Source organism: Kitasatospora sp. DSM 101779 (assembly GCF_025655475.1).
Classification (GTDB): domain Bacteria; phylum Actinomycetota; class Actinomycetes; order Streptomycetales; family Streptomycetaceae; genus Kitasatospora.
Genome location: NZ_JAHTIK010000001.1, coordinates 7,400,491 through 7,422,111, shown reverse-complemented (window position 1 = coordinate 7,422,111; position 21,621 = coordinate 7,400,491). Strand labels below are relative to the sequence as shown.

Genomic DNA, 21,621 nt, shown 5'->3' with positions numbered 1-21,621 from the left:
GGGTGCCTTCCCAGGGACCGATGGCCCTCTCCTCCTCGCCGGCAGTCCCGTCACCGTGCCCCGATGGTCCCGGGCGGGCAATCCGGCTGACGGGTCGTCGCCGGACCGGACACCTCCGCGGGGGCACTGGAGCGGCCCGGGACCACCGGCCCTCCGGTCGGCCCGGTCGGTCCCTGTGCCCGCCCGGGCCGTTGCCCGCAGAGTTCTTCCCGAACGAGACCCGCAGGAGCCCCGTCCCTGCCACCCGGCTGCCGGAGAGCGGCGGGTGGCGCGGTCCGCTCCCGACCGTGCACCCCCGCCCGCAGAGGAGTTCCCCATGGCCGGCACCCCCAGCACGCACCGCGCACACGGCACCCGCGGCACCCGCCCACGGCAGCGCCACCTGCGGCGGGCTCTCGGCATCGAGCACAACGTCCTGGCCCGGCCCTCGGACCGCTGCCGCAGCCGCTCGCTCGTCCTCGCCGCGCTCGCGGTCGTCGTGGCGGCGCTGCTCGGCGCCGCGGCCGCTCGGACCGACCTCGGCTCGGCCCAGCGGCGTTCCGCGGCGGCGGCGCCCCACCTGCACCGCGTCGACGCGGTCCTGCTCACGCCGACCCGGAACTCCGGTGGCACGGCCGATGCCGTGGCCGGCCGCTACCGCGCCGCCGCGACGTGGACCTACCCCTCCGGACAGCAGAACACCGGCACCGTCCAGCTGGCCCGGCCGACCCCGACGGGCGCCACGACGACCGTCTGGGTCGGCGACTCCGGGCAGCTCGCCCCCGCACCGCCCAGCACCGCCGACCTCGTCTCCGACGCGGTCTTCCGCGGCCTGCTCGTCTTCGGCTGCCTGTCCGTCCTCACCGCCTGCGCCCTCGGTCTCCGGCTGACCCGCCTGAACCGCCGGGCGGACGCGGCCTGGCAACGCGCCTGGGCCGAGCTCGAACCCGTCTGGAGCGGACGAGCCGCCCGCAAGCCCGGCAGCGGTGAGGCCCGCCGCGGCTGAACCCGGACCGCCCCCGGAGGCTCGGGCGCCGTCCGCGACCCGCCGTGCCGTGCGGTTCGCGGGCCGGGTCACCGTCCCGGTGCGCGCATCGGTTCGCCGACCGGGTGGGTGGCCCGCTGGTCCAGGCGGAAGGGCGGGTACGCGTCGGTCATCAGGGTCGCGTAGGGCCGCGTAGGACCGCGAGGAACACGACCACCGGATCGAGGCGGAGCTTGCAGGTCCGGCCGCTGCGCCCGGCGGTGGCGGATCGATCGGATGCACCCGGCCCACCCGGCGTGGACCGCTCGGCCCTGCCCATGGCGGCAGCCCGGCCTCTACGGTTCCGATGGGGGCGGGAATCGACTCGGGTTGGAGGAGCAATGGACGGCTCTGGGCAGTCCCGCCCGGTCGTCGTCGGCGTGGACGACGAGGACACCGCTCAGCCGGCCCTGGTCTGGGCGGCCGACGAGGCCGAGCGTCGCGGAGTGCAACTGCGGCTGGCGCACGCCACCGCACCGAACCACCACAGGTCGCACCGTGCCGGCGGCTCGGGGTCCCGGAAGGCCGGGCGCCGTGTGCTCGAGGAGGCCGCCGCCCTCGTGTCGGACGGACACCCCGGCATCGACCTCACAACCGTCCTCGCCGAGGGTCCCCCTGCCCAGGTGCTGTGCCACGAGTCGCACGACGCGTGCCTGGTCGTCCTCGGTTCGCGGCGGCTGAGCCGCCTGGAGGAGTTCCTCGGCACGCACTCGGTGGCCGTCCCGGTCAGTGCCCGGGCGGCCTGCCCGGTGGTCGTGGTGCTGGAGCCCGGGGACAGCACCGAGCGGCCGCCGTACCTCGTCGCCGGTGTCGACGGCAGTCCGGCCTCCCGCGCCGCGCTGGCGTACGCCTTCGCCGCGGCCGCGGCCCGCGGCGCGGACCTGCGGACGCTCTGGGTCTGGCAGCCGTCGCTGCTGGAGTCCACGGACGAGGTCGTCGTGCTGCAGAAGTGCCGCCGTCTGCTCCACGAAACGGTGGCCGAGCAGGCGGAGGACTACCCGGACACCACCGTGACCCGCCAGGTCGTGCGCGGCCATCCGGTGGAGGAACTCGCCGAGGCCGCCGAGAGGGCGTGTGCGCTCGTCGTCGGACGGCGCGGCCGCGGCGGGTTCACCGGGATGCGGCTCGGCTCCGTCCCCCACGGCCTGCTGCACCGCGCCCACTGCCCGGTCACCGTCGTGCCCGCTCCCGATACCGACTGAGCCCGGTCGCCGGCCGATCCGGCGGACGCGCCGACCTTGCGGATGCGGCGACCGGGCGTGCCCGATCACTCCCCCGTGCCGGCGGGGGTCGGTTCGCCCCGTCCGGGCCGGGTCGTGCGGCCCGGACGCAGCGGGCCGTCCCGACCGGGCCCTCGCACGGTGCCCGGCCGCGCTTGGGCCCTCCGCCGGGACGATGGGGCCGGTCGGCACCCGTCAGAGTCGGGGCGACGGACGAAGAATGGAGGAGGACCGCACCGGCAGGAGCGCTGCCGTGCGCATGCGAGGCCGAGGAGGTGGTATTCCGTGCGAGCGCTGATCGTCTACGAAAGCATGTACGGCAACACCCGCGAGGTCGCGGAGGCGATCGCCGAGGGCATCCGTGAAGCCCGCCCGGACGCCGCCGTGGTGTGCCGGCCCGTCGCCCGGGCAACGCTCCACCGCACCGGCGCGGTCGACCTCCTGGTGGTCGGCGGCCCCACACACGTTCACGGAATGTCGAACGCGCTGAGCCGCCGCGTCGCCGTCTCCGTCGAGGCGCGGAAGGAAGGCCGCATCGAAGAGGCCCACGAGGCGGCCACCACCGCGGCCGGCCCCGGCCTGCGCAAATGGTTCCACGAGCTGCCCGACGCCGAGCCCGGTACCTCCGCAGCCGCCTTCGACACCCGCATGGACGGCAAGCAGGCCGGCGGTGCGGCCGCCGGCATCGCCCAGCGGCTCACAGACCACCGCTACCACCTCAGGGCCGAACCCGAGGGCTTCTTCGTCGAGGAGGCCGACGGGCCCCTTCGCAGCGGAGAACTCGCCCGTGCGAAGGCCTGGGGCGCCTCGCTCCTCTGACCACCTGTCCGATACTCCGTCCTGCCCGGTCGTGGACTGTGCCGGGCGGCCGGTGAGGAAGCTCCCGACCGGCAAGGTGACCGCTCCCGGCGCCAAGCAGGTCTTCCGTGGACCGGCCTTCTCCGACACGCTCGCGCTCCGGGAGGAGACCGCCCCACCCGGTGCCGGGCCGCTGCTGCGCCGGATGACGGCGGACGGCCGGCGGGTCGGCGCGCCGCGAATCCTCGCCTCGGCCCGCACGGCCCGCGAATCGGACGTGGCCGCTCTCCCCGCCTCCGCCAGGCGCATCGCCGATCCGCTGCCGCCCACCGCCACCTGGTCCGACCGGCTCGTCCGGCTCACGGACGGCACCCGGCGCCGGATCAAGGCAGGGCTGCACGGCGCGGACGCCGCGTCGCCCGGTCGCTGCGGCTGACCTCCGTCGGCCCGGGGCGGGTCGTGCACAGCGGCACCGGCGAACGGACGGCCGCCGGCCCGCGCGAGCGCGCCGGCGCGGTGCCGGACACGGCGACTCCCTCGGTCCGGCCCGTCGGCCCGCGCGTCGGGCCATGACGACCCGCACGGCCCGGCCACATCAGGTCCGGTAGGCCCTCCCGGCCGCCGGCCCCGCGTCGGAGCATGGAGGCGAGGTGTCAAGCCCTGCCGCACCGGAGGCCGCCGTCCACGAGTACGGCGGACAGCAGCCGGGCGGCACCGCGCTCCGCACATCCGGACGCACAGCGAGGTGACCGAGCCATGCAGGCAGTGATCGTCTACGAGAGCATGTACGGCAACACCCGGCAGATCGCCGAGGCGATCGCGGAGGGTGTGCACGAGGCCGCGCCGGACGCGCAGGTCAGTTGCCTGCCGGTCGCCGGGGCGACCGCCGACGTCACCCGGTCGGCCGACCTGCTGGTGGTCGGCGGCCCCACCCATATGCACGGGATGACCTCCGGTCTCAGCCGCGACCTGGCCCGAGGCACCCGGGCGCAGAACGCGGCACGGGAGAGCGGGGCACTGGCGGCCGGCGCCGAGCCGGACGACAGCCCGGGCCTGCGGACCTGGTTCCACCACCTTCCGGACACGGAGAACGGCACGCACGCCGCCGCGTTCGACACCCGCGTCGACTTCCGCTTGAGCGGCGGCGCCGCGGACGGGATCGCCCGGCGGCTGGCCCGCCACCACTACGACGTGCTGGCGGAGCCCGAGGGGTTCATCGTCGAGGACGCCGAAGGCCCGCTGCGGGCCGGGGAACTCGACCGGGCCAGGACATGGGGGGCCGGGCTGGTCTGATCCACCTGCCGGGGACGCTCCGTCCCGACCGTCCGCCGGTCCGGGATTCACCGGTCCCGGCACCCGGCTGCACCACTTCGAGCCGCGCGGGCAGGCCGAACGGGCAGGCGACCGAGGACGGAGCCCTCCGGCTCGGTCAGGTGGCTCGGTCAGGTGCGCTCGGCCAGGAGGGAGGCGCTTCCGGCGAGTGTGGCCATCCGCGGGTAGTCGTCCTCGTCGATCCGGCAGCCCGCTCGCGAGGACAGCCGTTCCACCAGCGTCAGGAAGTCCATGGAGTCCAGTTCGAGTTCCTGCCTGAGGTCGACCCGTGCGTCCGTCGCGGTGAGGTCCGCGTCCGGAACGATCTCGAGGAGAACTTCCTTGACGAGTTCCGCGGCCTGGTCCTGGTTCACAGTTCCTCCGGTTGCTGGAGCAGTCGGTCGAGGGCCGACAGGAAGCGGGCACCGGTGGCCCCGTCGCTGGCCCGGTGGTCGGCCGACAGGGTGGCCGTGACCACGGGTCGGACACCGAGCATGCCGTTCGCGGCCCAGGGCCGTTCCACGACCTTGCCCAGGCCGACCAGGGCGACCTGCGGCGGATAGATCACTCCGAAGACCGCCTCCACCCCCTGGTCGCCGAGGCTGGTCACGGTGATGGACGGGTCGGAGGTCTCGGCACTGCGCAATCGGCCGGACCGGGCGCGTGCGACCAGGTCGCGCAGGCGCGCCATGAGTTCGGGCAACGGCAGGTCTGCCGCGTCCCGGATCGCCGGGGCGATCAGACCGCCGCCGCGCAGCGCGACGGCCACGCCGAGGTGGACTGCGGGTGCCGGGGTGAAACCGTCGGTCCACCAGCCGTTGAGCTGCGGTACCTCGCGGGCGGCCACCGCTGCGGCCTTGAGCATCAGGGCGGCCGGCACCAGCCTTTCGGCCACCGGGAGTTGCCGGTTGCGGTCGCGCAGCCAGCGCGTGGCCTCGGCAAGGTCGACCGTGGTGGAGAGGTAGTAGTGGGGGATCTCCCGTTTGGACCGGTCCATCAGCGCGCCGACGGCCTGGCGCATCGCCTCGGCTCGTGTGGGGGGTGACGGCGCAGGTGCGGCGGGCTCCTGTGCGGAGGCCGTCGACGGCACCGGCGCGGCCGGGGCGCGCAGCACGGCCCGGACGTCCGCCGCGCGGACGGTGCCGTTGGCGCCGCTTCCGTGCACCCGGGCCAGGTCGAGTCCTGCCTCTGCCGCGATCCGCCGGGCCATCGGCGAGGCCCGGACGCGTCCGCCCGCGCCGTCCGCTTCCGCCGGGTGCGTGCCGGGCCCGGTCGGCGGGTGGCCGTGGGATTCTGCTTGCGGCGGAGATGGTACTGCCGGCCCTTCGGAGGGCCCGTCGCCGGCGGGCGCGTGCGGTGCGGCCTGCACGTCGGCCTTGGTGATCCGGCCGCCGGGGCCGGTACCGTGGACGGCTGCCAGGTCGACTCCGCCCGCCTCTGCCAGCCGTCTCACGAGCGGGGTGGCGATCGGCCCCGCCTGGTGTTCGGCGGGGTGTGCTCCTGCGCGGGCGTGCGGTGTCCCGGCCGGCGCTCCCGCCTCGGGTTCCGCGGCAGCCGCGGCGATGACGGCCAGCGGCGCTCCGACCGGGACCACCGTCCCGGGCTGGACCAGGAGCTCCTCGACGGTTCCGGTCTCGAAGCACTCCACTTCGATGGCAGCCTTGGCGGTGTCCACCACGGCCACGATGTCACCGCGGTCGACCCGGTCCCCGGGACGGACGAGCCACTCCAGCAGGGTGCCCTCGGTCATGTCGGCCCCCAGGGAGGGCATGGTGAACTCGGCCATTTCAGCCGACCGCCCGTCTGACCGCCGCGAGGATGCCCGCGACCTGGGGCAGCGCCGCCTCCTCCAGCTGGTGGGCGTAGGGTACCGGCACCTCGGCCGCGCAGACCCGCTCCACCGGCGCGTCCAGGTCGTAGAAGGCCTGCTCGGCGATCCGAGCCGCGATCTCGGCGGAGATGCCGCCGGTCCGCCAACCCTCGTCGGCGACCACCGCCCGGTGCGTCCGCCGTACGGAGCCGATGACGGTGTCGTCGTCGAGCGGCCGGAGCGTGCGCAGGTCGACGACCTCGGCGTCGATCCCGTCCGCGGCGAGTCGTTCCGCGGCCTCCAGCACCTTGCCGAGCGAACCACCGTAGGTGATGAGGCTGACGGCCGTGCCGGAGCGCCGGACGGCCGCGCTGTCCAGGTCAGCGGGTGCGCCGTCGGGTTCCGGTGATCCGGAGGCGTTGTAGAGCGAGCCGTGTTCGAAGATCACAACGGGGTCGGGGTCGGCCAGTGCCGGGGCCAGCATGTGCCGGGCGTCGGCGACCGTCGCGGGTGCGAGGACGCGGATGCCGGGAATGTGCGCGTACCAGCCCTCCAGGCTGTGCGAGTGCTGGGCGGCGAGCTGGCGTCCGGCGCCGGTGGTCATGCGGATCACCAGCGGCACCGCTACCTGGCCGCCGGACATGTGCAACAGCGTCGCGGCGTTGTTGAGGATCTGGTCCAGCGCCAGCAGGCTGAAGTTGACGGTCATGATCTCGACGATCGGCCGCATCCCCGCGATGGCGGCGCCGATGCCCGCGCCGACGAACGCGGACTCCGACAGCGGCGTGTCCCGGACGCGGTCCGGTCCGAACTCGTCGAGCAGGCCGAGGCTCACCCCGAAGGCGCCGCCGTAGCGTCCGACGTCCTCGCCCATGAGGAAGACCCGGTCGTCGGCGGCCAGCGCCTCGCGCATGGCCTCGCGTGCATCCGGCGGGCGAGTGTTGTGATCGGGTCGCGGTGCCTCCACCGTTCGACCTCGGCCTTGTCGCGGTAGAGGTCGGGGTCGTACATCGAGTGGGCGCGGAAGCGGTAGGTGCGCAGTTCGAGGAAGCAGGGGCCGTGACCCTCACGGACGATTTCGGCCGCCCGGCGCGTCGCCCGCTCGACGGCGAGGACGTCCATGCCGTCCACCGCCCAGGCGACCATGCCATAGGAGGCGGCGCGGGCCGCGAGGTCGATCTGGGCGTGTTCCCTGGCCAGCGGGGTGCCCATCGCATAGAGGTTGTTCTCGCAGACGAGCAGCAGGGGCAGCTCCCACAGGGCGGCCAGGTTGGCGGTCTCGTGGAACTCGCCCTCGGCGAAGGCGCCGTCGCCGAAGAGGCAGCAAGCCAGGTGCCCGTCGTCGCGGAGGTTGTCGGCGAGGGCCAGGCCGGCCGCCACGGGCAGGCCGCCGGCGACGATGCCATGTCCTCCGTAGAACCGCCGGCCGGTGTCGAACAGGTGCATCGATCCGCCCCGGCCCCGGCTGCACCCGGTGATCCGGCCGAGCATCTCGGCGAGGACGGTCTCGGCCGGAATGCCGCGCGCCAGGGCGTGGCCGTGCTCCCGGTAGGTGGTCACCACGGCGTCGTCCTGCGTCAGTGCACGGAGGACGCCGACGGAGACGGCCTCCTCGCCGATGCACAGGTGGACGAAGCCGCGGATCTCCCCGGCGCTGTACAGCTCCACGCAGAGCTCTTCGAACCGGCGGATCCGGACCATGTCGCGCAGCAGCTCCTGCCGGTGCGCCGCCCGCCCGCCGGCCCGATCCGCGGAGCGGCGGGCGTGGGCGCGTTTGCGCGCGGTCATCGCGTCTCCTCCAGGGTGGAGAGGTCGCCCTCCGGCAGGCCGAGTTCACGGGCCCGCAGGAGCCGGCGCATCACCTTTCCGCTGCGGGTCTTCGGCAGGTGCTGGTCGAAGGCGATCTCGCGCGGGGCGATGGCGGGGCCGAGCCGCCGTCGGGCGAAGGCCGTGATGTCGCGGACGAGCGGGGTTCCCGGTTCGAATCCCGGCTTGAGTGAGACGAAGGCCTTGACGACCTCCCCCGCGACAGGGTCGGGGCGCCCGATCACTCCGGCCTCGGCAACGGCCGGGTGTTCCATCAGCGTGCTCTCGACCTCGAAGGGCCCGATGAGGTGGCCCGCGGACTTGATGACGTCGTCGGCCCGGCCGACGAACCAGTAGTAGCCTTCGGCGTCCCGTCGTACCACGTCGCCGGTGAGGTACCAACCGTCCGCAAAGCAGGACCGGTAGCGGTCATCGGCGTTCAGGTAGCCGCGGAACATCGACGGCCAGCCGGGGCGCAGTGCGAGCTCGCCCTCGGCTCCCGGCTCCCGCAGCACGGTCACACGACCGTTCCGGACGGCCGCCCGGCCGTCGGGTCCGCGTTCCAGCACCCCCGCTTCGACGCCCGGGAGCGGCTGCCCCATGGACCCGGGCCGCACCTCGCCGCCCGCCACGTTGGCGATCATGATGCAGCCGGTCTCGGTCTGCCACCAGTTGTCGTGGATCGGCATGCCGAGGATCTCCTCTCCCCAGCGGACCGCCTCCGGGTTGAGCGGCTCGCCCACGCTCGCGACGAAGCGCAGCGCCGACAGGTCGAAGGAGCGCGGCAGTTCGGGCGGGGCTCCGCGGGGCGAGACCCGCATCAGCATCCGGATGGCCGTGGGCGCGGTGTACCAGACGTTCACCCGTTCCCGGGCGAGGATGCCGTACCAGCGCCGGGCCTCGTACTCCCCGGCGTCGACGACTGCGGTGACCCCGTGGGTGAGCGGGGCGATGATCCCGTAGGACATGCCGGTGACCCACCCCGGGTCGGCCGTGCACCAGAACACGTCGTCCGGGCGGAGGTCGAGGGCGATCGCGGCCGTGGCGTGGTGGGCGACCATCGCCTCGTGGACGTGGACCGCGCCCTTGGGGGTGCCGGTGGTGCCACTGGTGAAGTGCAGCAGCGCCATGTCCTGCGGGTCGGTGTCCGGGATCGTGAAGTCGTCGGACGCGCCGGCCGTCAGCATGTCGAACGGAAGCGTCCCGGGGGAGGCCCCGGAGGCCGGACCGACGATCAGGACGTGTTCGAGGCCGGGCAGGTGCTCGCGGCGCCCGGCCACCTTGCGTCGGTAGAGGCCCTCGGTGGTGACCAGCACCCGCACGTCACCCAGCCGTAGCCGCTCCTCGACCGGAACCGGTCCGAAGGCGGGGAAGAGCGGGCAGAACACCGAGGTGTTCTTCAGCGTGCCGAGAACCGACACGTACAGCTCGGGACAGCGGTGCACCAGCGAGGCCACCCGGTCGCCGGGACGGACGCCGAGGGCCTGCAGACCGCCGGCGAAACGGTTGCTGAGCCGGGCGAGTTCACCGTAGGTGATCTCGGTGACGGTGCCGTCGGCGGCGATGCAGCGGAGGGCGGCCTTGTCCCCCAGGCCGCCGGCCACGTGGCGGTCGACGGCCTCGTACGCGATGTTCAGTCCGCGCCCGCCGGGCAGACCGTCGAGCCGTTCCCGGGCACGCTCCCAGTGGTCCGCTCGTACCTCCCGACTGCCGGCAGCGGCGATGTCCGAAGCCCGTTGCGGGCCGTCCAGGTGCACGTCCGCTCCTCCCGGCCGAAGCCCTCCCGCATTCGGTCCGGACGGCGGTTCCGCACACTGTCCGGACCTGCACCTCCATCCTGCGATGAACGGGAGGCCGTCGCGCGACGGAGCGCGGCATCCGCAGGTGCCGGCCGGATCACAGCCGGACGACCACGAGCACCGTGTCGTCGGTGGCGCCGCCGGGCGGCAGCAGATCCACCAGCACACTGTCCGCCAGGGCCTCGGGCGGGTCGGACGCTCCGGCCGACAGGGCGTGCGCGAGGCGGTCGAGGCCGATGTCGATGTCCTCGCGGCGCCGCTCGACCAGGCCGTCGGTGTAGAGGACGAGGGTGTCGCCCTCCTCGAAGGCGACGGTGGCCTGGGGGCGCGAGACGTGTTCCAGTCGCGCGCCGAGCGGGGGGTCGGTGGCCCGGTCGAGGAAGTCGAAGGAGCCGTCGGAGCGCACCAGCACCGGCGGCGGGTGGCCGGCGCAGCTGTAGGTGATCGTTCCGACGGCGTGGTCGATGAAGGCGGTCGCGGCCGTCGTGTTCTCCGCGCCGTCGACGGAGCGCGAGTACAGGCCGAGCACCTCCAGGGACTGGGCCGGGCCCTCCGTGACCCGTGAGGCGGCGCTGAGGGCACTGCGGAGCTGGCCCATGACGCCCGCCGCGGCGAGCCCGTGCCCGACGACGTCGCCGACGGCGACCGCCGTGCGGTGCCGGGGCAGGGCGACGAGGTCGTACCAGTCGCCGCACACGTTGAGCGTGCCGACCGCGGGCCGGTACCGGACCGCCGCACGGACCTGGTCGAGCGGTGCGGGGGCCGGCAGCATGGCCGCCTGCAGCGCGAGGGCGACCTCGCGCTCGCGGGCGTGGGCCTCGCGCAGGCGCTCGTTCAGCTCCTGGAGTTCGCGGGCCCTGGTGTAGAGCTCGGCCTCCAGGACGCGGGCACGGTTGCCTTCGGGCAGGCCGTGCGCCTTGATGAGCTCCGTGATCTCCTCGACCCGGTGCACCAGGAGCTCCACCCTGCCGTCGGGCCCGAGCACGGGCGCGTTGACGGGGCTCCAGTAGCGCTCCTGCCACTCACCGGGCCGATCGAGGCTCTCGACGTCGTACCGCTGGAGCGCCATGCTGTCGCGCTCGCCCGTCTCCAGGACCCGGTGGAGGGAGGCCGCCAGGTTGCGGGCCCCGGTGGCCTCCGGGTCGTTCGGGTTGTCGGGGAACACGTCGAACAGGTACCGGCCGACGAGCTGATCGCGCCGCCGCCCCGACAACTGCAGGAACTCGTCGTTGGCGTCCGCGTAGACCAGGTCCGGGGTGAGCAGGGCGACCATGCCCGGCAGAGCCCGGAAGACCGACCCGTAGTCGATCATCGCTCCTTCACGGCCTCTTCGTTCCGGGCCGCGCGGACAACGACCACCGGGCAGCGGCCGTGGTGGACGCAGTGCTGGCCGACCGACCCCAGCAGTGCCTCGGTGAAACCGCCGTGGCCGCGGTTGCCGACGACCAGGACGTCGGCCTCCTCGGAGGCGTCCAGCAGGGCGGCGGCGGGGTGGCCCTGCACGACCAGCTGCCGGATCGGCGCGTCGCCGTCGGGTGTGCCGCCGGTCACCGCGGTGACGGCCCCGGCGAGGCAGCGGCGGGCGTTGTCCTCGAAGTCGAAGCCTTCCAGAATCGGTGCCGGCCACCCGTAGCTCGCGGGGTACTCCCAGGCGATCACCGCGTCCACCGTGCCGCCGACCAGGGCGGCGTGCCGGACGGCCCAGCGCAGGGCCTCCTCCGACGCCGGCGAGCCGTCCACGCCGACCACGATCCGCGGCACCCGGCCGGTTCCTCCGTCCACTGCGCACCTCCGAGGACGCCTCGTGCTGGCGGCCGCTGTCCGCGAGCCGCATCCGGTTGCCGTTCGGGCTCTGCCGACGGCGGAGCGGTCCGGCGCGCACCGGTCCCGGCCGCGCCACCACCGCCCGTGTGCCGGTCCGACGGTGCAGGCCGACTTCCACGCTACGCACACCGGCGGGTCGGCTCCGCGCCGAAGGCTCCGCCGTCCGGCCCACGCGGCCCGGCAGCACCACCCGCGCGGGCGGTCGGGGCGGCGGGCGGGTTCGAGAATCCGTCACGCCTCGCGTCGTGCGGCTCCTCCCCGCCTCCACCACCGCGACCACCGGTGCTGCCCGCGGCCGGCCGGGTCCGTGCCGGGCGACTCGGGCTCCTCCGTACCGGTGTCCGCCGGCGGAGGCCCGCCGCGGGTGGCCGGCGGGTGCGGGGCGTGCAGGGCGGCCAGGCTGCGGTAGAGCGCCCGCTCCTCCTCGGCGGGGTGCTCCGGGACACGGACGGTCACCGCCACCCGGAGGCTGCCGCGGCCCCGGCCGTCGGGGCGGGGCAGGCCGAGGCCGGGAACGTCGAGCACCGCCCCGGGCTGGGTACCGGCGGGCACGGTCAGGGGGACGGGGCCGTCCGGCCCGGGGACGGTCGTCGTCAGCCCGAGCACGGCCCGGTGCACGGGGATCTCCAGCCCGTGCCACAGGTCCGCACCCTGGCGGGTGAAGCGCGGATCGGCGGCCGTTCGCACGGTGACGTACACGTCCCCCGGCCGCCCCCGCGGGTCCGGCGACGGCATGCCCCGGCCGGGCAGCCGGAAAACCGTTCCCTCCGCGGTGCCGGCCGGGACCCGGAAGCTGACCGGGTCGCTCACGGCCGCCCTGCCGGAACCGGCGCAGGTGTTGCACGGGTCCCGGACCACGGTGCCCCGCCCACCGCAGGTCCGACAGGTCGTCACCTGCTGCACGACGGTGCTGCCGCGGCGGCGCTCGCCGACCTGCCGCCCGCTGCCGCGGCAGCGGGGGCACGTCTGCCGGGTACCGTGTGCGGCGCCCGTCCCGCCGCAGTCGGGGCAGGCGGCGGGACGGCGGACGGTCACCGTCTCGGTGGAGCCGGTCATCACGGCCGAGAGCGGCACGGTCAGGTCGAGTTCGACGTCCGCCCCGCGTGCGGGGGTGCGCCCGGCACCGCCGTCGAACGAGGTCGCGAACGGATCGTCGAACGGGCGGCCGAAGATGCCGCCGCCCCGGCCGAACACGGTCCCGCCGGAGCCGCCGAACAGGTCGCCGAGGTCCAGCCCCGCCAGCAGGTCCTCGACGGACACCGCCGCCGGCCGGGCGCCCCGCTCGTCGTACTCGGCCCGCCGCTCCGGGTCCGACAGCACGCCGTAGGCCTCCGCGACCTCCTTGAACCGGTCCTGCGCGCCGGGCTCGGTGCTGAGGTCGGGGTGGTACCGGCGGGCCAGCTCCCGGAAGGCCCGCTTCAGCGTCTGCGAGTCCGCGTCGCGGGGCACGCCGAGGACGTCGTAGTAGTCCCTGCCACCACTCGTCGCCATGGCTCCAGCCTCGCTCCCCCGGCGGGCCGCCGTGAGGGCCGACCGGCCCATCCCGTCCGGCGGACGGACCTCCCTGCGGGCGCGGGTGGCCGGGCGCCCGGCTACCCGCGCCGCGCGGCGGGATCGAACCGGGCGGCGGCGAACGCCACCAGGCCCGCGGCGACGGCCGCGCCGGCACCGGCCCATGACACGGGCGCCGTCCCCAGCACGTTCTGAAGGGCCGGCAGGTACAGCGCTGCCAGGCCGAGCACCGCGGAGGCGGCGACGGCCACCGGCAGGAAGGGATTGGCCCGGGTGAACAGCCGCTCGCGCAGGCCGAGGACGACGCCGAGCTGTGCGGCGAGCAGGGTCAGGAACAGGACGCTCTGCCAGGGCCCGCCGCGGTCCTCCGACCACGTGCCGGCGGCGAGGGCGAGGGCCGTCAGCAGGATTCCGAGCCGCAGCACGCCCTGCCACAGCCCCGCACCCAGGACGTGCTCGTGCGGGGGCCTCGGGGGCCGGCTCATGGTCCGCGCCGCGGCCGGCTCGGCGCCCACCGCCACGCCGGTCAGGCCGTGGGTCAGCAGGTTGATCCAGAGGATCTGGCCGGCCCGCAGCGGCAGCGCCAGTCCCACCGCGGGGCCGAGCAGCATGACGAGGATCTCGGCCGCACCGCCCGACATCGCGTACAGCAGGAAGCGGCGGATGTTGGCGTAGACCCGCCGGCCCTCCTCGATCGCGGGGACGACCGTGGCGAGTTCGTCGTCCGCCAGCACCAGGTCGGCGGCCTGCCGTGCGACCTCGCTGCCGCGGCGGCCCATGGCGACACCGATGTCCGCCTGTTGCAGGGCGGGGCCGTCGTTGACGCCGTCGCCGGTCATCGCCGTGACGGCACCGTGGTCGCGCCAGGCGTCGACGATGTCGAGCTTCTGCTGGGGGTCGGTGCGCGCGAAGACGCGGACCGAGGTGAGGTCGGGGTGGACGCCGGCGGCCAGGTCGGCGCCGGTGACGACGTCGACCGCACCGCCCGGGTCGGGGGAGGTCAGTCCGACGCGGACGGCGAGTGCCCGCGCGGTGGCCGGATGGTCTCCGGTGACGAGCACGGGGGTGATACCGGCCCGGCGGCAGGCCCGGATCGTGGCGGCGGCAGCCGGCTTGGGCGGGTCGCTGAGCGCGGCGAGTCCCAGCAGGTGCAGGCCCGTCTCGGTGGCGGACGCCGTACCCTCACGCGTGTCGGCGGCCACGGCGAGCACCCGGTAGCCGTCGGCGGCCAGTCGGGCGGCGGCCTCTCGGGCCTCGTCGATGCGGTCCGGGCCGTCCACGAGGACGTCGGGGCGCAGGACGGCCTCCGGTGCGCCCTTCAGGTAGACCTCCACCCGGCCGTCCCTCGCCCGGTGGACGGTGCTCATCCGTTTGCGGACGCTGTCGAACGGGAGTTCGTCGATCCTGGGGCGCTCCACGGCGAGAGCCGCGGGGTCGAGGCCGGCCTTGGCCGCCGCAGCCAGCAGGGCGGCCTCGGTCGGGTCGCCGAGGGCGGTCCACTCGTCGGCACCGGCGGCCGGTGCCTGCAGGGACGCGTCATTGCACAGTGCGGCGGCTCGCAGCAGCGCGACGGCCCGCTCGTGGCTCCGGGTGCCGGTTGCCCGGAGCTCGCCCGTGGGCCCGTAGCCGGTCCCGCTGATCGTCGCGTCCCACCCCGGGCCGCACAACCGCTCAACCACCATGCGGCCCTCCGTCAGGGTGCCGGTCTTGTCCGTCGCGAGGACGGTGACCGAGCCGAGGGTCTCCACGGCGGGGAGCCTGCGGACGACGGCGTGCCGCGCGGCCATCCGGCGCGCGCCGATGGCCAGGGCGAGGGTGACGACGGCCGGCAGCGACTCGGGGACGGCGGCGACCGCCAGGCTGATCGCCGTGACGGCCATCGTCTCCAGGCCCTGACCGCGCGCCAGGCCCACCGCGAACACCACGGAGCAGAGGACCAGGGTCACGACGGCGAGCACCCGGCCCAGCCCGGCCAGCCGGCGCTGCAGCGGGGTGCGCTGCGGACGCGGATGCAGTGAGGCGGCGATCCGGCCCAGCGTGCTGTCCGCACCGGTGGCGGTGACGGTGGCGATGGCCCGGCCGCGGACCACCACCGTGCCGGCGCTGAGGGCGGAGTCGTGTGCGGTGTCCTTGTCCACCGGCACGGACTCGCCGGTCAGGACGGACTCGTCCACCAGCAGTGCGGACGCCTCCGCCACGGCGGCGTCCGCGGGGACGACGTCACCCTCCCCCAGCAGGACGACGTCCCCCGGCACGATCCCGGTCGCGGCGACCTCGCACTCGACGCCGTCCCGGACCACGCGCGTTCTCGGCGTGCAGAGCGCCGACAGGGCGGCGACCGCGCGGTCGGCGCGTACCTCCTGGGCCACGCCGACCGCCGTGTTGACGACCACGACCAGCCCGATCACCACCGAATCCGCATGATCGCCCGTGGCCAGCGTCAGCGACGCCGCGGCCAGCAGGACCAGGATGAGCGGATCGCGCAGTTGCGCGGCGATCCGGAACCACAGCGGGGTGCCGGCCGAGGGCGCCACCTCGTTCGGGCCGTGCCGGGCCAGCAGCGCGTCGGCCTGGCTCCGGGTCAGGCCGCGGCGATGTTCGACGGCCGCTGTCACTGGCTTACCTCCCGCCCGGTCGCATCGGCGCGCCGGCGGCCGCGGACAGGCCCGGCACGTCCGCGCGGCACCCGGCGCGACCGGCCGCGGCCGCGGCTGTCCGCCGTGGTGCGGGCTGCCAGGAGGGATTCCACCGGCCCGCACCCGGTCGGCGGTTCCCATCGTGATATCGGCGGCCGCCACCCGACAGGGCCGGGCGGCCCTGTCTCGACGGCAACCGCCCCCGCCCCCGTGCTGTCCCCGACCACCACCGGCTTCCACGCGGGCAGCCGCCGGCCCCGCGCCGCAACCGACGTCGGGCATGCGGAGCGGCCCGGAGACCAAGTCCCCCGGCTCGCCGCGGGCGTCCGGGGCGGCCCGCCCGCCGCCGGGTCACGGTCCCGTGCCGCCCGGTCGCGGTCCCGGCACCACCACCGCGATCCGCAGGACCTCGGGTGCGGCAGGTCGCGGCCGACGTCACCGGTGGAACCCTCTCTGCGGACCTCCGTTCGCCGCTCGGTGCCCTACGTCTTCGGGGTGAGGATGAGCAACCGGTCCAGGAGGAGTGACGAGAGGGCGGGACAAGTGAGCGTCTCGGGTTGCCTGCAGGCGCGGGCCACCGCGCGGAGCGTGCCCGTGTCGACGGGTCGGTCGGTGCCGTACTGCGAGCAGAAGTTGGCCCCGGCGGACGGCAGTGCGGTCACCTGCGGCCCGCCAGGGCCGCAGTCGCCGGCGCGGCCGGAGTGGTGGACGAGACGGCTCAGCCCTACAGGCCGACGGGTGTCCGCGCGATGCACTCGACCCGGACCACCACCCCGACGTGCGCATGCAGGTGCAGAGCCGTGCACCGCGCGTCGGTGCCTGACTCTGCACCGAGATCCGCACAGCGGTACCGGTTCAGCCGCCCTTGGCGATCTCGATCTTGCGGGGGTGCCGTTCGACCTGCCCCATCGGAGCCTTCACCGTCAGGATCCCGCTGTCGTACCTTGCGGTGATCTCCTCCTCATCGGCACCCTCCGGCAGCCGCACACTGCGGGTGAAGGACCCGTACCGGAACTCGGTACGCTGCTTGTCCCGCTTCTCCTCCCGGCGCTCCGCGTGGACGGTGAGCACGCCGCCCTCCACCGTGATCTCGACATCCTTGTCGGGGTCGATCCCGGGCAGTTCCGCCCTGATCACGTACGCGCCGTCCTCCTCGCACTCCTCCACGCGGATCACATGCGGGTCCATGCCCGTCCGCATCTCCATCGGGAAGTCCTCGAACCACTCCGAGAACGCCGGCCACCACGACGGCCGCCGGTGCAACAGTTCACCCGCCATCACCATCACCTCGCTCAGACGGCCCTGCTCCACCCCCACGTCCATCGTGGGCTCGAACGGAACCACCGCCGGCATGACGGAACCGCCGGCGGCGGGAGCGCTGGACCGCGTCCCCGCCACCGGCGGTCGGTGAGGGTCAGCCGTGGGAGAAGGTCACCTTCGGCAGGATGCGGTCGAGCCAGGCCGGGGTGTGCCAGGCGGCGCGGCCGGTCAGCCGGAGGACGACCGGGAGGAGGACGAGGCGGACGAGGGCGGCGTCGAGCAGGACGGCGACGCCCAGGACGATGCCCATCTCCTTGGGCGGCAGCGGACCGGAGATCGCGAAGGTGAAGAACACCGCGACCATGACGCCGGCCGCGGCGAAGATCACCCGTCCGGAGTGGGCGAGCGCGCCGACCATGGCCTCGCGCGGGTCCCCGCTCCGCTCGTAGTGCTCCTTGGCGGAGGCGAGCAGGAAGACGGTGTAGTCCATCGCGATCGCGAAGATCATCGCGAAGAAGAACACCGGCGCCCAGCCGTCCAGGAAGCCCTGTGGCTTGAAGCCGAGCAGCCCGGAGCCGTGGCCGTCCTGGAACACCAGCCGGGCGACGCCGAACGCGGCCCCGGTGGACAGCAGGCTGGCTGCGGTGCCGAGGGCGGAGATCAGTGGCGCGCGCAGGGCGACGAGCAGCAGCAGGAATCCCAGGCCCATCACCACCCCGATGACCAGCGGGGTCTTCTGGGTGAGCAGGTGCTGCAGGTCGAGGTTCTCGACCGCCGCGCCGCCGACCAGGGTGTCCTGGGGCAGGTCGGCCCGCAGGGTGTGGACGGTGGAGGCGAGCTGCGGGCTGGACGGGTCGACGGTGGGGACGGCCTGGATCATCGACCAGCCGGAGCCGTCGCCGGCGCTCTGCGGGGGCATCACCCCGGCGATGCCGGGCGTGTGGGCGACCTGCGCGCCGACCGCAGCGGCCTGGCCGCCGGGGGTGACGATCTGCAGGGTGCCCGGGGCGCCGGGGCCGAAGGCGTGCTGGACGGCGGTGTAGCCGGCGCGGGCGCTGGCGTCGCCCGGGACGACGGTGATGGAGGGCATCGCGGTGCGCAGCCCGATCACGGGTGCGGCGAGGGCGATCAGCGCGGCCAGCGCCAGGGCGCCGTACCGCAGCGGGTGCCTCCACAGCCGCTCGCCCCAGGCGGCGAAGCGCGGGGAGCGGTGTTCGCCGGACTTCACCCAGGGCAGGGCCAGGGCGTCGACGCGGTGGCCGAGCCTCCCGAGGACGGCGGGCAGCAGGGTGAGGGTGGCGGCGAGGACGAACAGGACGGCCAGCATGATGCCGCCCGCCATCGAGCGGAACGCCGGGGACGGCACCAGCATCACGGCGGAGAGACTGACCAGGACGGTCGCCCCGGACAGCAGGACCGCCTTGCCTGCGGTGTCCATGGTCTCCGCCACCGCCCCGGTGCTGCTGAGCGACCTGCCCATGCGGGCGCTGCGGAAGCGGACGACCAGGAAGAGCGCGTAGTCGATGCCGAGCGCGAGGGCGAACATCATGGCGAAGTTCATGGCCCAGATGGAGACCGGGAACAGGTGGCTGATCAGGACGAGGGAGCCGGCGGAGGCGGCGAGTCCGGCCATGGTGAGCAGCAGCGGCAGTCCGGCGGCGACCAGGGAGCCGAAGGCGAGAACCAGGATGGCCAGGGTGACCGGCCAGGACATGATCTCGGACTTCATCATGGCGTCGTGGTTGGCCTTGTTGAAGTCGCTCCACAGCACGGAGGCGCCGGTGGCGTGGACGCTGATGCCGTCGGTGGACAGGGCGTTGAGCGGGCCCTTGAGGTCGTCGGCGGCACGGACCATCTCGTCGGGGGAGGCGTTGGCGCCGGCGAGCAGGATCGCGGTGCGGCCGTCCTTGCTGATGGTGGCGCCGGGCTGGGGCGGGACGACGGCGGAGATCCGCGGGTCGGCGGCGGCGATCTCGCCCGCCTTGGTGACGACCTGCTGGACGGCCGGGTCGGTGACCGGCCGGTCGGCGGCGACCACGATCTGCAGCGCGGTGGAGGCATTGCCGGCGAAGTGCTGTTCGGCGACCTGACGGACCTTCACGGATTCGGAGCCGTCGGCCTGCCAGCCGGCGCCGGACAGCGCCGAGGTCACCCGGGGTGCGAACGCGCCGAGGACGAGCACGACCAGCAGCCATCCGGCCAGGACGGCCTTGAAGTGCCGGACCGACCAGGCTCCGAGTCGGCCGAGCAGGCCTGGGGGGCCGGGCGGTTCCGCAGGAGGCGCGGTGGACGGCCGGGCGGGGGCGGTGTCCGGGTGATTCACGTACTGCTCCGTTCCTGGGGCTGCCCGACGGGACCGCAAAATACGGGTGGGGGTATATGGAAGGCCCGAGAAAAGGGCCCGCACAGGGCGGGCCCGGAGGCGCCGGTCAGCGGGCGAGGGCGTCCAGTGCCGCGCGCAGGCGGACGGTCGCCTCATCGGCCACCGACTCCAGAGCAGGCCGCTCGGTCACCCGGACCATCAGTCGGGGGTCCATCACCTCGACCACGGTGTGCCCGTCGGTCGCGCGCACCACGACGTTGCACGGCAGCAGCAGCCCGATGCGGCGGTCGGCCCGGAGGGCACGATGGGCGAGCGCCGGGTTGCAGGCTCCGAGGATCAGGTAGTCCTCCATCTCCTCCCCGAGCTTGGCCTCCATCGTGGCGCGGACGTCGATCTCGGTGAGGACGCCGAAGCCCTGCTCGGCGAGTGCGTCGCGCACCCGCTCGACGGCGGAGGCGAAAGGCAGGTCGAGGGTGACGGGAATCCCGTAGTCCATGCTGAGCTCCGTTCCTGAGGGAAGGTCACGCGGTTCCGGCGGCCAGGTCACGGCCGGAGAGCGACCAGCCTGCGACGCCGCCCTGCACGGAGGCCGCGTCGAAGCCGGCCCGAACGAGCAGTTCGGCCCCGACCCGACTCCGATTGCCGGAAGCGCAGATCACCATGAGGGCACGATCGCGAGGCAGCCCGGCGAGGCCGCCCGCGAGCATGCCCAACGGGATCCAACGGGCCCCCCGCACATGGCCTGCGGCGAATTCGAACGCCTCGCGCACGTCGAGCACCAACGCGCCCTCCGCCCGCGCGACGGCGAACGTCTCGATGTCGACTTCCTGAACCATGGCCCACCTTCCAATACCCTGGGGGGTATATACGAAAATACACAACACCCTCCGCGAGGAGTGCATTCCACCGCCTGCACATCAGCCGTGCCGCGCCGGCGCGCGACCGGCGGGCGAGCGCCGCTGTCGGGCCAGGGCGAGGGCTGTCAGGCCAGGGCGAGGAAGAGCCTTTCGAGCTCGACCTCACTCATCGGCGGCGCATCACCGTCCGCGACGGCCATGCACTGGCGCATGCCGCTGGCCACGATCTTGAAACCGGCCCGGTCGAGGGCGCGGGACACGGCCGCCAACTGGGTCACGATGTCCTTGCAGTCCCGCCCCGCCTCGATCATCGCGATGACGCCGCCGAGCTGACCCTGAGCCCGGCGAAGGCGGTTCAGCACCGCTCCGACCGTGTCGTCGCCCACCTGCATGTGCACACCTCCCGAAGTCACTCTTCCACCAGCTTACCCCCTGGGGTATATCGGACGGCGGTCCGGCACCCGGGTCCCGGCACGCCCGCGAGAGCCGGACGGCGCGACCTCGATCGCGCCCCGCTCACTCGCCGATGATGCCGCGCTCTCGGCGCGATCCGCCTGATCGAGCAGACGCCGGGCGAGTTCCCGCGCCTCGGCCGGGGTGAGTCCGGCCCAGATCCGCGACGTGCCGTCCCGTTCCGGCCCGACGTCGAGAGTGACGCGGCTGATCCGGTCGGAGAGCCCGTCAACCACCAGTCTTCCTACGCCGATCCGCCGTCCGCACGCGGTGACGAGCGGCTCTGCTGTCTGAACGACCTCGTTCGCCATGGCTCCCACAACCTTCCTCCACTGCGCACCGGGATATCCAGGAGAGCGGTCGGGGAGCGGCCGGCATTCCCTCCTGAACGGGGCCCGGCTCCGTACGGGACTGCGTCCTCTGCACGCTCGCGGCCCGGCCGTCGCGGTCCTCGTCCTCACCGGCGCCTACCTGATGGACAGCCTCCGCGGGCGCTCCCCACCGCGTGGAGCACCGTGGTCGCCAACGCCTTCTCCCATGCGGGACTCGCCCTGCTCACCCGCCTGCTCGCGGGATACCTGCGACGGCCGGCGGACGCCGCCGAGCAGGCCCGGCGGGCCGCGGCAGACTCCGCGACCGAGGCCGCCCGGCTCGCGGAGGTCGACCGCCAGCGGACACTGCTGCCCGAGCAGAGAGGACACCACGGACGGGACTCTTCCGATCGTCCCGGGCACGGATGGATCGTCCAGATCCACATCACAGGGCCAGGGCCCTCGCCGTCCTCGAGCAACTGCGCACCGCGGACCCCGCACTGCACTCCGTCTGAACCTCCGTGCCCCGCCCGAGGTGCGCCGCCCGGGCCACTCCCGGCTCCGGCCGCGGGGGCCGCCCGGGCCGGCCCGGCCGGTGGGCCCGGGTCTCGGACCCGGCCGCCGACCCGCTCCGGGCATCGATGCGGGAACGGTGCGACAGGGGCAGGCGGGCGTCCCCGGACAGGGTGGACCCAACG

General features: G+C 74.4%; 20 protein-coding genes. 5 read left to right on the top strand and 15 right to left on the bottom strand.

Annotated features, from left to right (window positions below; translation table 11 throughout):
• Positions 1–316 precede the first annotated feature (316 nt).
• From KSNIM_RS33685 to KSNIM_RS33665, 5 genes are all read left to right on the top strand, one after another.
• Positions 317–985, top strand: a complete 669-nt coding sequence (locus tag KSNIM_RS33685; RefSeq protein WP_263106952.1) for a hypothetical protein — start codon at positions 317–319, stop codon at positions 983–985.
• Positions 986–1,344: 359 nt separating this feature from the next.
• A complete protein-coding gene (locus KSNIM_RS33680) occupies positions 1,345–2,205 on the top strand; it encodes a universal stress protein (RefSeq protein WP_263106951.1) in 861 nt (286 codons plus the stop codon).
• Positions 2,206–2,508: 303 nt separating this feature from the next.
• Positions 2,509–3,042, top strand: a complete 534-nt coding sequence (locus tag KSNIM_RS33675; protein ID WP_263106950.1) for a flavodoxin family protein — start codon at positions 2,509–2,511, stop codon at positions 3,040–3,042.
• A 52-nt stretch (positions 3,043–3,094) separates the two neighbouring features.
• Positions 3,095–3,457 (top strand): hypothetical protein, encoded by a 363-nt coding sequence (locus KSNIM_RS33670; RefSeq protein ID WP_263106949.1) that lies wholly within the window; start codon positions 3,095–3,097, stop codon positions 3,455–3,457.
• 320 nt (positions 3,458–3,777) lie between these two features.
• Entirely contained in the window at positions 3,778–4,314 is a 537-nt protein-coding gene (locus tag KSNIM_RS33665) for a flavodoxin family protein (protein ID WP_263106948.1), read from the top strand.
• Between the two features lie 149 nt (positions 4,315–4,463).
• Here KSNIM_RS33665 and KSNIM_RS33660 read toward each other — a convergent pair whose 3' ends face one another.
• From KSNIM_RS33660 to KSNIM_RS33590, 15 genes are all read right to left on the bottom strand, one after another.
• Positions 4,464–4,706: an acyl carrier protein gene (locus KSNIM_RS33660; protein WP_263106947.1), complete on the bottom strand. Its 243-nt coding sequence runs from the start codon at positions 4,704–4,706 to the stop codon at positions 4,464–4,466.
• Positions 4,703–6,118, bottom strand: a complete 1,416-nt coding sequence (locus tag KSNIM_RS33655) for a dihydrolipoamide acetyltransferase family protein (RefSeq protein WP_263106945.1) — start codon at positions 6,116–6,118, stop codon at positions 4,703–4,705. The genes KSNIM_RS33660 and KSNIM_RS33655 overlap by 4 nt, the downstream gene beginning before the upstream one ends.
• A gap of 1 nt (position 6,119) precedes the next feature.
• Positions 6,120–7,055 (bottom strand): alpha-ketoacid dehydrogenase subunit beta, encoded by a 936-nt coding sequence (locus tag KSNIM_RS33650; RefSeq protein ID WP_263106944.1) that lies wholly within the window; start codon positions 7,053–7,055, stop codon positions 6,120–6,122.
• Positions 6,974–7,930 carry a pyruvate dehydrogenase (acetyl-transferring) E1 component subunit alpha gene (gene pdhA, locus KSNIM_RS33645; protein WP_263106943.1) on the bottom strand — a complete coding sequence of 319 codons (957 nt, stop codon included), beginning with the start codon at positions 7,928–7,930 and terminating at the stop codon, positions 6,974–6,976. The genes KSNIM_RS33650 and pdhA overlap by 82 nt, the downstream gene beginning before the upstream one ends.
• Positions 7,927–9,705, bottom strand: coding sequence for an acetate--CoA ligase (gene acsA, locus KSNIM_RS33640; protein WP_263106942.1), 1,779 nt, complete (start codon positions 9,703–9,705; stop codon positions 7,927–7,929). The genes pdhA and acsA overlap by 4 nt, the downstream gene beginning before the upstream one ends.
• A 139-nt stretch (positions 9,706–9,844) precedes the next feature.
• Entirely contained in the window at positions 9,845–11,059 is a 1,215-nt protein-coding gene (locus tag KSNIM_RS33635) for a PP2C family protein-serine/threonine phosphatase (RefSeq protein ID WP_263106941.1), read from the bottom strand.
• The gene (locus tag KSNIM_RS33630; RefSeq protein WP_263106940.1) at positions 11,056–11,529 is read right to left on the bottom strand and encodes a universal stress protein; all 474 of its coding nucleotides are present in this window, start codon (positions 11,527–11,529) and stop codon (positions 11,056–11,058) included. Before KSNIM_RS33630 ends, KSNIM_RS33635 begins: the two co-directional genes overlap by 4 nt.
• A 273-nt stretch (positions 11,530–11,802) precedes the next feature.
• Positions 11,803–13,062 (bottom strand): DnaJ C-terminal domain-containing protein, encoded by a 1,260-nt coding sequence (locus KSNIM_RS33625; protein WP_263106939.1) that lies wholly within the window; start codon positions 13,060–13,062, stop codon positions 11,803–11,805.
• A gap of 101 nt (positions 13,063–13,163) precedes the next feature.
• Complete coding sequence (locus KSNIM_RS33620) at positions 13,164–15,698, bottom strand: cation-translocating P-type ATPase (RefSeq protein ID WP_263106938.1); 2,535 nt, start codon at positions 15,696–15,698, stop codon at positions 13,164–13,166.
• 876 nt (positions 15,699–16,574) lie between these two features.
• Positions 16,575–17,072, bottom strand: coding sequence for an Hsp20/alpha crystallin family protein (locus tag KSNIM_RS33615; RefSeq protein WP_263106937.1), 498 nt, complete (start codon positions 17,070–17,072; stop codon positions 16,575–16,577).
• 61 nt (positions 17,073–17,133) lie between these two features.
• Positions 17,134–19,302 (bottom strand): MMPL family transporter, encoded by a 2,169-nt coding sequence (locus KSNIM_RS33610; RefSeq protein WP_263106936.1) that lies wholly within the window; start codon positions 19,300–19,302, stop codon positions 17,134–17,136.
• A gap of 106 nt (positions 19,303–19,408) precedes the next feature.
• Positions 19,409–19,798 (bottom strand): DUF302 domain-containing protein, encoded by a 390-nt coding sequence (locus KSNIM_RS33605; RefSeq protein ID WP_263106934.1) that lies wholly within the window; start codon positions 19,796–19,798, stop codon positions 19,409–19,411.
• A gap of 25 nt (positions 19,799–19,823) precedes the next feature.
• Entirely contained in the window at positions 19,824–20,138 is a 315-nt protein-coding gene (locus tag KSNIM_RS33600; RefSeq protein WP_263106933.1) for a rhodanese-like domain-containing protein, read from the bottom strand.
• A 146-nt stretch (positions 20,139–20,284) separates the two neighbouring features.
• Positions 20,285–20,551 (bottom strand): metal-sensitive transcriptional regulator, encoded by a 267-nt coding sequence (locus KSNIM_RS33595; protein ID WP_263106932.1) that lies wholly within the window; start codon positions 20,549–20,551, stop codon positions 20,285–20,287.
• A gap of 33 nt (positions 20,552–20,584) precedes the next feature.
• Positions 20,585–20,923, bottom strand: coding sequence for a hypothetical protein (locus KSNIM_RS33590; RefSeq protein WP_263106931.1), 339 nt, complete (start codon positions 20,921–20,923; stop codon positions 20,585–20,587).
• Between the last annotated feature and the right edge of the window lie 698 nt (positions 20,924–21,621).

Bases quoted from the DNA above. Each gene is read 5' to 3' on its own strand.
- KSNIM_RS33685 (WP_263106952.1), top strand. From the start codon at position 317: ATGGCCGGCACCCCCAGCACGCACCGCGCACACGGCACCCGCGGCACC.
- KSNIM_RS33680 (WP_263106951.1), top strand. From the start codon at position 1,345: ATGGACGGCTCTGGGCAGTCCCGCCCGGTCGTCGTCGGCGTGGACGAC.
- KSNIM_RS33665 (WP_263106948.1), top strand. From the start codon at position 3,778: ATGCAGGCAGTGATCGTCTACGAGAGCATGTACGGCAACACCCGGCAG.
- KSNIM_RS33655 (WP_263106945.1), bottom strand. From the start codon at position 6,118: ATGGCCGAGTTCACCATGCCCTCCCTGGGGGCCGACATGACCGAGGGC.
- KSNIM_RS33650 (WP_263106944.1), bottom strand. From the start codon at position 7,055: ATGCGCGAGGCGCTGGCCGCCGACGACCGGGTCTTCCTCATGGGCGAG.
- pdhA (WP_263106943.1), bottom strand. From the start codon at position 7,930: ATGACCGCGCGCAAACGCGCCCACGCCCGCCGCTCCGCGGATCGGGCC.
- KSNIM_RS33635 (WP_263106941.1), bottom strand. From the start codon at position 11,059: ATGATCGACTACGGGTCGGTCTTCCGGGCTCTGCCGGGCATGGTCGCC.
- KSNIM_RS33625 (WP_263106939.1), bottom strand. From the start codon at position 13,062: ATGGCGACGAGTGGTGGCAGGGACTACTACGACGTCCTCGGCGTGCCC.
- KSNIM_RS33615 (WP_263106937.1), bottom strand. From the start codon at position 17,072: ATGCCGGCGGTGGTTCCGTTCGAGCCCACGATGGACGTGGGGGTGGAG.
- KSNIM_RS33605 (WP_263106934.1), bottom strand. From the start codon at position 19,798: ATGGACTACGGGATTCCCGTCACCCTCGACCTGCCTTTCGCCTCCGCC.
- KSNIM_RS33600 (WP_263106933.1), bottom strand. From the start codon at position 20,138: ATGGTTCAGGAAGTCGACATCGAGACGTTCGCCGTCGCGCGGGCGGAG.
- KSNIM_RS33595 (WP_263106932.1), bottom strand. From the start codon at position 20,551: ATGCAGGTGGGCGACGACACGGTCGGAGCGGTGCTGAACCGCCTTCGC.
- KSNIM_RS33590 (WP_263106931.1), bottom strand. From the start codon at position 20,923: ATGGCGAACGAGGTCGTTCAGACAGCAGAGCCGCTCGTCACCGCGTGC.